At 57.5% G+C, this 12,578-nt stretch carries 13 protein-coding genes; 10 read left to right on the top strand and 3 right to left on the bottom strand.

The genetic code is table 11. The features are described 5' to 3' along the window. Position 1 precedes the first annotated feature (1 nt). The gene (locus ACJ8J4_RS05450) at positions 2-976 is read right to left on the bottom strand and encodes an alpha/beta hydrolase (protein ID WP_197836163.1); all 975 of its coding nucleotides are present in this window, start codon (positions 974-976) and stop codon (positions 2-4) included. A 676-nt stretch (positions 977-1,652) separates the two neighbouring features. On the opposite strand from ACJ8J4_RS05450, the gene ACJ8J4_RS05445 reads away from it, so the two are divergent. The 6 genes from ACJ8J4_RS05445 to ACJ8J4_RS05420 all read left to right on the top strand — a co-directional run bounded on the left by ACJ8J4_RS05445 (position 1,653) and on the right by ACJ8J4_RS05420 (position 9,463). Continuing rightward, entirely contained in the window at positions 1,653-2,867 is a 1,215-nt protein-coding gene (locus ACJ8J4_RS05445; RefSeq protein WP_025303180.1) for an aspartate aminotransferase family protein, read from the top strand. Positions 2,868-2,919: 52 nt separating this feature from the next. Beyond that, the gene (gene astA / locus ACJ8J4_RS05440) at positions 2,920-3,954 is read left to right on the top strand and encodes an arginine N-succinyltransferase (RefSeq protein WP_004934585.1); all 1,035 of its coding nucleotides are present in this window, start codon (positions 2,920-2,922) and stop codon (positions 3,952-3,954) included. Beyond that, a complete protein-coding gene (gene astD / locus ACJ8J4_RS05435; protein ID WP_197819270.1) occupies positions 3,954-5,426 on the top strand; it encodes a succinylglutamate-semialdehyde dehydrogenase in 1,473 nt (490 codons plus the stop codon). Before astA ends, astD begins: the two co-directional genes overlap by 1 nt. Positions 5,427-5,478: 52 nt before the next feature. Beyond that, on the top strand, positions 5,479-6,819 hold the full coding sequence (gene astB / locus ACJ8J4_RS05430; protein WP_043143870.1) for an N-succinylarginine dihydrolase: 1,341 nt from the start codon (positions 5,479-5,481) through the stop codon (positions 6,817-6,819). Positions 6,820-6,829: 10 nt separating this feature from the next. After that, complete coding sequence (gene astE / locus ACJ8J4_RS05425; RefSeq protein ID WP_043143868.1) at positions 6,830-7,813, top strand: succinylglutamate desuccinylase; 984 nt, start codon at positions 6,830-6,832, stop codon at positions 7,811-7,813. Between the two features lie 567 nt (positions 7,814-8,380). Then, positions 8,381-9,463 (top strand): porin, encoded by a 1,083-nt coding sequence (locus tag ACJ8J4_RS05420; RefSeq protein ID WP_025303175.1) that lies wholly within the window; start codon positions 8,381-8,383, stop codon positions 9,461-9,463. Between the two features lie 242 nt (positions 9,464-9,705). Here ACJ8J4_RS05420 and ACJ8J4_RS05415 read toward each other — a convergent pair whose 3' ends face one another. Then, complete coding sequence (locus ACJ8J4_RS05415) at positions 9,706-9,930, bottom strand: biofilm development regulator YmgB/AriR family protein (RefSeq protein ID WP_016927388.1); 225 nt, start codon at positions 9,928-9,930, stop codon at positions 9,706-9,708. Positions 9,931-10,053: 123 nt separating this feature from the next. Continuing rightward, positions 10,054-10,245, bottom strand: a complete 192-nt coding sequence (locus ACJ8J4_RS05410; protein WP_004934567.1) for a YebW family protein — start codon at positions 10,243-10,245, stop codon at positions 10,054-10,056. A gap of 228 nt (positions 10,246-10,473) precedes the next feature. On the opposite strand from ACJ8J4_RS05410, the gene lysM reads away from it, so the two are divergent. The 4 genes from lysM to ACJ8J4_RS05390 all read left to right on the top strand — a co-directional run bounded on the left by lysM (position 10,474) and on the right by ACJ8J4_RS05390 (position 12,571). Continuing rightward, positions 10,474-10,920 (top strand): peptidoglycan-binding protein LysM, encoded by a 447-nt coding sequence (gene lysM, locus ACJ8J4_RS05405; protein WP_025303174.1) that lies wholly within the window; start codon positions 10,474-10,476, stop codon positions 10,918-10,920. 265 nt (positions 10,921-11,185) lie between these two features. After that, positions 11,186-11,341, top strand: coding sequence for a hypothetical protein (locus ACJ8J4_RS05400; RefSeq protein ID WP_016927390.1), 156 nt, complete (start codon positions 11,186-11,188; stop codon positions 11,339-11,341). 23 nt (positions 11,342-11,364) lie between these two features. Further along, positions 11,365-11,529: a hypothetical protein gene (locus tag ACJ8J4_RS05395; RefSeq protein WP_162837923.1), complete on the top strand. Its 165-nt coding sequence runs from the start codon at positions 11,365-11,367 to the stop codon at positions 11,527-11,529. A 100-nt stretch (positions 11,530-11,629) separates the two neighbouring features. Further along, entirely contained in the window at positions 11,630-12,571 is a 942-nt protein-coding gene (locus ACJ8J4_RS05390) for a pirin family protein (RefSeq protein WP_025303173.1), read from the top strand. Positions 12,572-12,578 lie beyond the last annotated feature (7 nt).

The raw sequence follows: 12,578 nt of genomic DNA, 5'->3' as shown, positions 1-12,578 counted from the left end.
GTCAGGACAGGTAGTGCTTCAACGCGCGCCCGGCCTGGTGGATCGCCGAATGCACCGCAGGGACGTGGGCGAGCGGATTCAACAGGCCGTAGTCGTGGATCAGCCCGTTGTAGCGGGTGGCGGTGACCTCGACGCCGGCGGCATCGAGCAGACGCGCGTAAGCTTCGCCTTCATCGCGCAGCACATCCAGCTCGGCGGTCTGCACTAGCGTCGGTGGCAAGCCCCGCAGCTGTTCCGGCGTGGCGTTGAGCGGCGAAGCGTAGATATCTTTGCGCTGCGCCTTATCGGGCGCGTAGCTGTCCCAAAACCACTTCATCATGTTGCGGGTCAGGAAATGGCCTTCGGCGAACTGATGATAGGAGTCGGTATCAAACTGGGCACGGGTGACGGGCCACAGCAGGATCTGGCAACGCAGTGCCGGTATGCCTTTCTCTTTGGCCATCAGGCTGACCACCGCCGCCATATTGCCGCCGGCGCTGTTGCCGACCACCGCCAGCCGTGAACCGTCGACGTTGATCTTCTCGCCGTACTCGGCCACCCATTCCGTGGCGGCGTAAGCCAGGTTGATCGCCTCGGGGTAGCGCACCTCCGGTGAGCGGGGATAGTTGACGAACACCGCCGCCGCGCCGGAGCTGTAAACCAGATCGCGCACCAGGCGCTCGTGGGTGGGGAAATCGCCCAGCACCCAGCCGCCGCCGTGAAAGAACATGAATACCGGCGGCGCCTCGTTGACCCTGGCCGGCCGCACCAGCTGCAGCAGAATATCCTGACCTTCTACGTGAATCGTTTTTTCGCTGATCTCGACCTCGCGCAGCGGCACCTCGACGCTGCGTTGCGCGTCCTCCAAGACCCTGCGTGCCTCTTTAGGCTTCATCTGTTCCATGGGTTTACCGCCGGCGGCATTCAGCGCGTCGAGAAATGCGCGGATGTCGTGCTGGGCGTGTGGCTGGCTGAGATCGACGGTTTTCTTGGGCATGGTGACTCCTTGGGCGCAGAAGAGAAGGGGCGGTCAGGATCACAGTGTAGCCGCTGGCAAACAAAGCGGGAGCGGAGGCTGACGGCGGTCAGCGCGGCCCGTGTTTTGGGGATGTTGCAGGTGGGATCTCCGCGTCACTGCCGTCTTGCACAATCCTGACGCACCGCTGCACCCAATTGGGGCAAAAAGTGTGAGGGCGAGCAAATTGGGTGAAATTATTTTTGCGAGCCCGATCAGAAATTCTAAAGTTTTTCGTAATTGAATAGTATTTCGCGCGCAATGATGATTTTAGGCCTTATTTTTTAATTTATGCATTACCAATGCATAGAAAATGAATAAATATTCAATATAAGCCGTTGTTTTAACGTAAAAAATAGCAAAATCCGGCAAAAATCCCGTTTTGGCACGATAGCTGCTCTACACTCTTTATCAAACGACATGTATTTTAACTGCTCGTTAACATTTACTCCCCGCTCAGGGACCGGATATACGCCATAAATAGTGAAAAATCGATTTTATGTAACAGATTTGTTTCTAAATCAGCGGTAAGGGACAGTATTTTCTCCGCCGCGAAAGTCGGTTTTGAACAACGGTTTTTTTGCATTGTGGCGGCCTAACCGGGCTTGAGCGACCCTTACAGTCAAAATTCAGCCTTTGCTGAGATTATGAGGTCACTATGGAACAGCCAATCGCAGTTACCCGCCAGTCTTTCGATGACTGGATGGTCCCGGTTTATGCCCCTGCCGATTTTATTCTGGTGCGGGGCGAAGGATCGCAGGTGTGGGATCAGCAGGGTAAGTCTTATATCGATTTCGCCGGCGGCATCGCGGTTAACGCGTTGGGGCATGCGCACCCGGCGGTCAAGGCGGCGCTGGTGGAGCAGGCAGGCAAGCTGTGGCATCTGGGCAATGGCTATACCAACGAACCGGTGCTGCGCCTGGCCAAAAAACTGATCGACGCCACCTTCGCCGACAAGGTGTTCTTCTGTAACTCGGGCGCCGAAGCTAACGAAGCGGCGCTGAAACTGGCACGCAAACATGCGCACGATCAGCACGGCGCTGGTAAAGATCAGATTGTGGCGTTCAACAACGCGTTCCACGGTCGCACGCTGTTTACCGTGTCCGCCGGCGGCCAGCCAAAATATTCGCAGGACTTTGCGCCGCTGCCGGGCGGCATCACTCATACGCCGTATAACGATCTGGCCGCAGCGGCCGAGCTTATCAACGATCGCACCTGCGCGGTGATCGTCGAGCCGATCCAGGGCGAAGGCGGCGTGCTGCCGGCGGAAGCCAGTTTCCTGCAGGGGCTGCGTGAACTGTGCGATCGTCATAACGCGCTGCTGATCTTCGACGAAGTACAGACCGGCGTCGGCCGCACCGGCCACCTGTATGCCTATATGCAGTACGGCGTGGTGCCGGACGTGTTGACCACCGCGAAAGCGCTGGGCGGCGGCTTCCCGATCGGCGCCATGCTGACCACCGATGCGCTGGCGAAAACGCTGGGTGTCGGCACCCACGGCACCACCTACGGCGGCAACCCGCTGGCGACGGCGGTGGCGGGGGAAGTGTTCTCCATCATCAACACGCCGGAAGTGCTGGAAGGCGTCAAGCAGCGTCACCAGTGGTTCATCGACGGGTTGAACGACATCAATCGCCAGTACCCGATCTTCGCCGACATTCGCGGCGGCGGTTTGCTGATCGGCTGCCAATTGACGAAGGACTATGCCGGCAAAGCGAAGCAGATCACCCAACTGGCCAACGAAGAAGGCGTCATCGCGCTGATCGCCGGTCCGGACGTGGTGCGTTTCACGCCGTCGCTGATCATCCCTGAGCAGGATGTGAAAGAGGGGCTGGCGCGATTCGCGCGTGCCGTGGCGCGCATTTGCAGCTAATCAGCGGGCTGCGCCTTCACCGGCGCAGCCTGATTCAGAAGAGGTTCGCATTATGATGATTATTCGCCCTATAGAGCGTCGCGATCTGGCGGATTTGTTGACGCTTGCCGGTAAATCTGGCATCGGTCTCACTTCACTGCCGCAAAATGAAGATACCCTGTCGGCACGCATTGAGCGGGCGTTAAAAACCTGGCAAGGCGAACTTCCGCAAAGTGACCAGTGTTATCTGTTCGTGTTGGAGGATAGCGAGCGCCGGCAGGCGGTGGGGGTCTGCGCGATCGAAGTGGCTGTCGGCCTGGCAGAACCCTGGTACAGTTTCCGCGTCGGCACGCAGGTACATGCCTCCAAACAGCTGAACGTCTATAAATCGGTACCGACCCTGTTCCTCAGCAACGATCATACCGGCCATTCGGAGCTGTGCACGCTGTTCCTCGATCCGGACTATCGCCACGGTGAGAACGGCAAACTGCTGTCGAAGGTGCGTTTCCTGTTTATTGCCGCATTCCGCGAGCGTTTCTCCCGCCGTCTGATCGCCGAGATGCGCGGCTTCTCAGATGAAAACGGCCGTTCGCCGTTCTGGGAGAGCGTCGGCCACCGTTTCTTCTCCATCGAGTTCGCCAAGGCGGACTACCTGAGCGGCACCGGACAAAAGGCGTTTATCGCTGAACTGATGCCGAAACATCCGTTGTATGTCGATTTCCTGGCCGAAGACGCGCAGAAGGTGATCGGTGAAGTGCACCCGCAAACCCTGCCGGCGCGCCGCCTGCTGGAGGCGGAAGGCCTGAGCTATCAGGGCTACGTCGATATCTTCGACGGTGGCCCGACGCTGGAAGCCGAAATCGACCACATCCGTGCGGTGAAGCAGAGCCGCCTGGTCAAAGTGGTGCTGGATGACACGCCGATGCGCGCCGATGCGCCGGTTCATCTGGTCGCCAACGACAACTATCAGAATTACCGCGCACTGTTGGTCAATGCCGATCTGTATGACGACCGCCTGCATATCAACGCCGCCACCGCTGCGGCGCTGGGCGTCGAACAGGGCAGCCCGGTGCGGGTGCTCCCCCTTATTGCACAGGAGAAAGCATGATGTCCCATCCTGCACTGTTGATTAACGGCGTCTGGCGGCAGGGCCGCGGCGCGGAGTTCGGCAAGGCCGATCCGGTCGGCAATCAGCCGCTGTGGCGCGCCAACGCCGCCGACGCTGATGACGTCGCCGCCGCCTGCGAAGCCGCGCGCGCCGCATTCCCCGGCTGGGCGCGTACGCCGTTCGAGCAGCGTGAACAGCTGGTGAAACGCTTCGCCGCTTTGCTGGAAGAACATAAACAGTCGCTGGCGGAAACCATCAGCCGTGAGACCGGCAAACCGCGCTGGGAAACCCTGACCGAAATTCAGGCGATGATCGGCAAGGTGGGCATTTCACTGCAGGCCTATCAGGCGCGCACCGGTTTTAGCCAGACGGCGATGGCCGACGGCGCTTCGGTGCTGCGCCATCGCCCGCACGGCGTGCTGGCGGTGTTCGGGCCTTACAACTTCCCCGGCCATCTGCCGAACGGCCATATCGTGCCGGCGCTGCTGGCCGGAAACTGCGTGGTGTTCAAACCGAGCGAGCTGACGCCGCTGACCGCCGAGGAAACCCTGAAGCTGTGGCAGCAGGCCGGCCTGCCGGACGGGGTGATCAATCTGGTGCAAGGCGGCCGGGAAACCGGCGAAGCGCTGGCGGCCAGTGCGGATATCGACGGCCTGCTGTTCACCGGCAGCGCCGGCACCGGCTATCACCTGCATCGCCAATTGGCGGGGCAGCCGGAGAAGATCCTGGCGCTGGAGATGGGCGGTAACAACGCGCTGATCGTCGATGGCTTCGAGGATCGCGACGCGGCGGTCAACCTGGCTATCCAATCGGCGTTTATCTCCGCCGGCCAACGCTGCACCTGTTCACGCCGCATTTTGGTGAAGCAGGGGGCGGAAGGCGACGCCTTTATCGCGCGTTTGGTTCAGGTCGCGGGCGAACTGCGCGTTGGCCGTTGGGATGCCGAACCGCAGCCGTTCATGGGCGGGGTGGTGTCGGCAGCCGCGGCGGAGAACATGCTGAAAGCGCAGCAAAACTTGCTGGCGCTGGGCGGCAAATCGCTGCTGACCATGCGCCTGCTGGAGCCGGGCAGTTCGCTGCTCAGCCCGGGCATCATCGAGCTGACCGGCGTGGCCGGCGTACCGGACGAAGAGTACTTCGGGCCGTTGACCACGATTGTGCGTTACCGCGATTTCGACGAGGCGCTGCAGCTGGCCAACCGGACGCGCTACGGCCTGTCGGTGGGGCTGGTATCGCCGCAGCGTGAGCTGTTCGAGCGGTTGCTACTGGAAGCGCGTGCCGGCATCGTCAACTGGAACAAGCCGCTGACCGGAGCGTCCAGCGCGGCGCCGTTCGGTGGCGTGGGAGCCTCCGGCAACCATCGCCCAAGCGCCTTCTATGCGGCGGACTATTGCGCCTGGCCGATGGCGTCGCTGGAAAGCGAAAGCCTGTCGCTGCCGGCGACGCTCTCGCCGGGCTTGTCGTTCCGTTAATCGTCTGCGGCGGCGCGATGGCGCTGCCGCAGGCCATCCCCAGGGGATAGCCATGTCAGGATATGAAGTCAATTTCGACGGTTTGGTGGGGCCGACGCACCACTATGCCGGGCTGTCGTTCGGTAACGAGGCCTCTACGCAGCATCAAAACAGCGTATCGAACCCGAAGCTGGCGGCGAAGCAAGGTCTGCTGAAAATGAAGGCGCTGGCCGATCTCGGTTTCCAGCAAGGGGTATTGCCGCCGCAGGAGCGGCCGCATCTGCCGATGCTGCGTCGCCTGGGCTTCAGCGGCAGCGATGAGACGGTGCTGGCGCAGGTGATGCGTCAATCACCGCGTTTGCTGTCGGCGCTCAGCTCGGCGTCTTGCATGTGGACCGCCAATGCGGCCACCGTGTCGCCCTCGGCGGACAGCGCCGACGGCAAGGTGCACTTCACTGCCGCCAACCTGAACAATAAATTCCACCGCGCCATCGAGGCGGAAACCACCACCGCCGTATTGCGGGCGATGTTCAGCGACGATCGGCATTTTGCCCACCACGAGGCGCTGCCGCAGGTGGCGTTATTCGGCGACGAAGGGGCGGCCAACCATAACCGTCTGGGCGGCGACTACGCCAAGCGCAGCGTGCAGATGTTCGTCTACGGTCGTCAGGAATTCGGTGGCGAAACGGCGCCGACGCGTTATCCGGCGCGCCAAACGCGCGAAGCCGGCGAGGCAATCGCTCGCCTGCACCAACTGGACGAGCAGCATACGGTCTTCGTACAGCAAAACCCGGCGGTGATCGATCAGGGCGTATTCCATAACGACGTGATAGCGGTCAGTAACCAGAACGTGCTGTTCCACCACCAGCAGGCGTTTTACCGCCAGCAACAGGCGTTGGATGACGTGCGCCGCAAGATGGCGACGCTGGACAGCGAGCTGGTGGCAATCGAGGTGCCGACAGAGCGCGTCTCGGTGGCGGACGCGGTAGCGACCTATCTGTTCAACAGCCAAATTCTCACCAAGCCGAACGGCAAGATGATGATCGTGGTGCCAGAAGAGTCGCGCCAACATGCCGGCGTGTGGCGTTATCTGAACGACATGGTCGGCAGCGGCGGCCCGATCGATGAAATTCGCGTGTTTGACCTGCGCGAAAGCATGCGCAACGGCGGCGGCCCGGCCTGCCTGCGGTTGCGGGTGGCGCTCAACGAGCAGGAGCTGCGGGCGGTGAATCCACGCGTGATGATGAACGAGCGGCTGTTCGCGACGCTGAACGAGTGGGTGGATCGCCATTACCGCGATCGCCTGACGCAGGATGACCTGGCCGATCCGCTGCTGCTGCGCGAAGGGCGTGAGGCGCTGGATTCGCTGACGTCGATCCTCGGTCTCGGCGCCATTTATCCGTTCCAACGCTAAGGGAGGCGGCATGATCGATCTACTGCCCCTGACGCTGGAAGGGAACGAACCCGTCGAATGGCAAGGTGAAACACCGCAGCTGCGCTGGCGTTGGCAGGGGGAAGGCGTGCTGGAGCTCATGCCGCGGCAGCCTTACCGCCAGGCGATGGTCATGTCGGCGGGCGTGCACGGCAACGAAACCGCGCCGATTGAACTGCTCAATCAGCTGGTTGGCGATCTGCTGATCGGCCGGTTGCCGCTGACGGTGCGGCTGTTAGTGGTGCTGGGCAACCCGGCGGCGATGCGGGCCGGCAAGCGTTATCTGCACAGCGACATGAACCGCATGTTCGGCGGCCGCTACCGCAACTTCGCCGCCAGCGGCGAGACCGTGCGTGCGCAGCAGTTGGAGCGTGCGCTCGCCGCCTTTTTCGATGGGGAACTGGCGGCGCGTTTCCATTACGATCTGCACACCGCCATCCGTGAATCGCGGTTGCCACGTTTCGGCATTCTGCCTTTCCAGAAACGCCCGTACAGTGAGCCCATGCTGAAGCTGCTGGATGCCGCCGATTTGGATGCGCTGGTGGTGCACAGCGCACCAGGCGGGACGTTTAGCCACTATTCCAGCGAGCATCTCAATGCGGCGAGCTGTACGCTCGAGCTGGGCAAGGCGCGGCCGTTTGGCAGCAACGATCTACAGCAGTTTGCTGCCATCGATCGCGCTTTGCGGGCGGCGGTCAGCGAGGGGCCGTTGCCGGAGCGCGAGGGCGAGGCGATCCGGGTATTCCGTGTGATGCATTCGTTGATCAAACACAGCGAGGATTTCAAGCTGCACCTGGATGATGACACGGCCAACTTCACCGAGTTGAAACCGGGGATGTTGCTGTGCGAGCAGCCGCAGGAGGACTATCGCGTTGGCCAAGAGGGCGCGTGGATACTGTTCCCTAACCCCACTGTGGCGCTGGGCCTGCGCGCTGGCATGCTGTTGAGCGAAGTTTCCCGTTCTACGCTCTATTGATTTATCCTCGGCGGCGCCGTCAGCGCGCCGCCGTTATTCCGTTCATTATTTTGCTCTGCTATTTCCCGCTATTTTAATTGCCCTAAGGCGAATTTTATTCGTTCCTAATGCCTCCTTTTATACGCGTGAATAAAAGGAGGTATCAGGTCGTTATCTGAAAGCCTTAATTGCCTGGTGAGATTGTTAAGATAAAAATGTGAAATAAGTAACGTTTTTAATAACCATGCTAATTTTGTTGTTACTTTTGAATCGCGCAGAAAGCACGCAAAACGAAACCAAAATGCACCAAAAGAGTGCGATGCACCATTTTGGTTATAAGTTATGTGATAAAAAATTCTTATATTCAATAAGTTATATGCTTTCTTATTGGAAATATTTAGTTACAAATAAACATGCTTTCTCCTCGTTGTTTCATGAACTTTTTGATTTTAAGTTTTGATTCATGATGCTAATGTCACATCACCCCACATTAGGGGGGCTCATAAAATACCAAAAGATAAAATCACAGCCCAAACTATAAATTGGGCGTGACGGGCAGGGTTCTAATTATAATATCTAGGAAAATAAATGATGAAACGCAGTGTATTAGCCTTAGCTGTCGCCCTCGGGGCGATCACCTCCTTCGCCAACGCGGCTGAAATCTACAATAAGGATGGTAATAAACTCGACCTGTACGGCCGCGTTAACGCCAAGCATTATTTCAGCGACAGTAAGTCCAATGACGGCGATATGACCTATGTTCGCCTGGGCTTCAAAGGCGAAACGCAAATCAATGACCAGTTGACCGGTTACGGTCAGTGGGAATACAACGTCCAGGCCAATCACGACGAAGCGCAGGGCACCGCCGGCACCAAAACGCGTCTGGGCTTCGCGGGGCTGAAATTCGGCAACTACGGTTCTTTCGACTACGGCCGTAACTACGGTGTGGTGTATGACGCCGAGGCTTACACCGACATGCTGCCAGAATTCGGCGGCGACTCCTACAGCTATACCGATAACTTTATGACCGCCCGTTCCAACGGTTTGGCTACCTACCGTAACCGTGATTTCTTCGGTTTGGTGGAAGGCCTGAATCTGGCGGTGCAGTATCAGGGTAAAAACGACGGCGACGGTCGCAGCGTGACCAAGCAAAACGGCGACGGTTACGGCCTGTCCCTGGACTACCAGGACATCGGCGGTTCCGGCATCGGCGTAGCGGCGGCGTTCTCTGATTCTAACCGCACCAGCAAGCAAAAAGAGCTGCAGTATGGTAAGGGCGACAGCGCCACTGCATGGACCACCGCAGTGAAATACGACGCCAACCAGGTTTACCTGGCCGCGATGTATGCCGAAACCCGTAACATGACGCCGATCAGCGTCAATGGCACCTCCGGCTTCGCCAATAAAACGCAAAACTTCGAAGTGGTGGCCCAGTATCAATTCGAAAACGGCCTGCGTCCTTCCTTGGGCTACGTGCAGTCCAAAGGCAAGGATATCGAAGGGATCGGTGATGCCGACCTGGTGAAATATGTGGAAGTGGGGGCGACTTACTACTTCAACAAAAATATGTACACCTACGTTGATTATCAAATCAACCAGCTGAGCGACAATAACAAACTGAAACTGGCCAACGATGATATCGTTGCCGTCAGCTTGACGTATCGCTTCTAAGCGGCAATTTCATTACCTTCATCCTGTGTCGGGAGTGGTAATCAGGCAGGGCGTAAGCCCTGCCTTAGCTTGCTGACAAAGGAGGAAAAAGCGTGGTTTTTCCTCCTTTGTGGTGAGCAGTCGAAAATCAATGAATTGATTTTCCTTATTTTAAAGGTTGTCTTCGGTAAACCTGGTAATGTCATCAGGTTTGTCATTAACCTCAGGCAGGGCGCAAGCCCTGCCTTTGTTTTATCGGGAACTCAGCCTTTGGGTGCCAACCCGACCAGCTCAATGGCGGAACGCAGCGCGGCGAAACGTTGCTGATCCTGCTCCCGCTCTATTTCGGTCACCAGCTGTGAAAGAATATTGCCGCCGGATACTTTTTTATGGTTTTTGATTAACTGCAACACTGCGTCGCCTAACGCCAGGCTGACGTCGCGCAGCAGAGTTTCATATTGCTCGTTGGAATGAGCTGATGCTGGCATGACCTTTCTCTGTCTCTCTCTTCTTCGGGAGCCGCAATTTAGCAAAACAGCGGCCTTATGCCTCGGAGGAAGGCGAAGTTTCTGATGAAATCAGAAATTCCTCAGCATCGCGCGGGGAGGGAATTAAAAATCCGAATATTCGCTGGCTGGCAACCAGAAGCCGTCAATGAACTCTTCCATGGGATAACAACCGGCGTGTCGCAAGTTCTGTTCCTTCATCGCGACCAGGCATTGTGGCTCGTCGCGCAATATGTCGACCACCATTTCACTGCAGCCACCATCCAGATAACAGACAAACATCACCAATGCGTACATCGTTGCACGCCTCCTTCGTCGAGTTGCCTTGTCTGCAACAGTGTAGGTAAAAAAGCACGATTTTTCAGCATCATTGCGCAATTAATCACCGTTGAAACGCCGCTGACGACACTTTCGGAATACTCTACCCGTTTCTGGCGCCGTGAGCGGATGGCATATCCTTTTGACGATGCTAAGCTTAACAAGCCTTACTTAAACGCATTAATGCAACCATCAAAAGGAGTGAATATGGGCTTGTTTAACTTCGTCAAAGAAGCGGGAGAAAAACTGTGGGACACAGTCACCGGCAATGCCTCCGCCGAAGATCAAGGCGCCAAACTCAAGGAGCATCTCGATAAGAGCGGCTTGCCGGGCACCGACAAAGTCGATGTGCAGGTGGTCGATGGTAAAGCCGTAGTGACCGGCGATGCCGTCAGCCAGGAGTTAAAAGAGAAGATCCTGGTGGCTATCGGCAACGTGGCGGGTATCAGCGGGGTGGAAGACAAGGTGGCGGTGACGCAACCCGACGCCGAGAGCCGCTTCTATACCGTGAAGAAGGGCGATACGCTGAGCGCGATCTCTAAAGAGATGTACGGCAACGCCAATCTGTATAACAAGATTTTTGAAGCCAACAAGCCGATGCTGTCGAGCCCGGACAAGATTTATCCGGGGCAGGTATTGCGTATCCCGCAATAACGCATCGGTCTGCCATAGCCCGGTTGCGTACCGGGCTTTTTTTTGTCCTCTGCAATAAGCGTCTCTTATTTCCCTGCGATCTCCATGCCAGTTACATCTCCCCTGTGTCCCTGCTCGCTCGCCGGCAGGGGCGGTGTTGACCCTGATGGGGAAAATTGATAGCGTCATCTCCCGGTTGAGGCCGGAACGACCAAGGCGCCAACGTGCGTGCCTTATTCTGAGGGGATATTTTGCCCCGTCAAACAGCAATGCAGCAGTTGAACGAGTGAAAACCGATTTAGTGAAACAACAGCGTAACGCCTCAACGGATAAAAATTATCGAGAAACCTTGGGTGATGCGCAATTTGCGATCGTCGTGTTGGCGGTGGCGTCCTGCTCACTGATTATCTTTACGCTGGCGGTCACGCTGTGGGTGACCTGACGCGATTAACTAGGGGAGATAAAATGGAGCCTAATCTCCATGATGAAACCAAACTGCTGGCGATCATCGGCCTGTTGGTGTCCGTGCTGCTGGTGGTATCAATTCTCTTTGGCGTGACCTATTTCTCCGATCTCAGGCACGCGCATGACGATATAGACATCAAGAGCTGCTATATCAAAGCGTCCTGAATCGCGCGAACGCGCTGAGCGTCGCCGCTCTGTGGGGGCTACCCTGTGTTAAGATTGGGGGTACCCTTGGCGAATCGGCGCCATTCAGGAGGTCTTTGCGATGAGTCAGTCACGTCCTACGCTCTCTTCATCTTCACGCGAATGCCCTGTCGTTGACGGCGTGCGCCAGATACAACGTATTGCCGTGCGTAATGCCGAAGTGGGAGGTATCCCGATCAATCGTGCGTTGCCAACTCGGGAGCGGCGCACCGTCGGCGCCTGGTGTTTTCTCGATCACGCTGGACCGACGGTATTCAACGGCACCTCGCCCGGCATGGATGTGGGGCCGCATCCGCACATCGGGCTGCAAACGTTCACCTGGATGATAGAGGGTGAAGTGCTGCACCGTGACAGCCTCGGCAGTGAGCAAGTGATTCGCCCAGGGCAGGTTAATCTGATGACCGCAGGGCGTGGCATTGCGCATACGGAACAGTCGGTGGGCGAGCAGCGGCGATTGCATGCCGCACAATTATGGATCGCGCTGCCGGCCGAACATGCCGACATGGCGCCACGTTTCGATCACTATCCGGACTTGCCACAATGGCAGAATAACGGCGTGAATCACCGTTTGTTGGTCGGGGAATTTGGCGCTTATCGTTCACCGGTGTTTACTTTCTCGCCACTAATTGCCATTGATATGGAGTGGCAGGAAGCGGCGAGGATAGAATTGCCGCTGCGCGATGATTATGAAATCGGCTTTTTGCCCCTTATTGGTGCATTTGAACTTAATGGTGAAACTTTTTCACCTGATGAGTTTGCCTATTTGGGCATGAAGAATAACTCTATTGGGTTAAATGCACGGAAGGGCAGCCGGGGATTATTAATCGGTGGAGTGCCACTAAACGAAGAGATCCTTATCTGGTGGAATTTCGTTGGCCATACCAAAGCTGAAATTACTCAGGCTCAGCATGATTGGGAGCAAGAGGCGCCGCGTTTCCCGGCGGTTGACGGTTATTCTGGTGAGCGCATGACCGCGCCACGCCTGCCCTGGAGCGATGTTTGATAGCGTT

It is taken from the genome of Serratia sp. CY47280, from assembly GCF_052168655.1.
GTDB lineage: Bacteria > Pseudomonadota > Gammaproteobacteria > Enterobacterales > Enterobacteriaceae > Serratia > Serratia bockelmannii.
The sequence above is the reverse complement of the archived record's forward strand: the minus strand, read 5'-3'. Positions and strand labels throughout refer to the sequence as shown.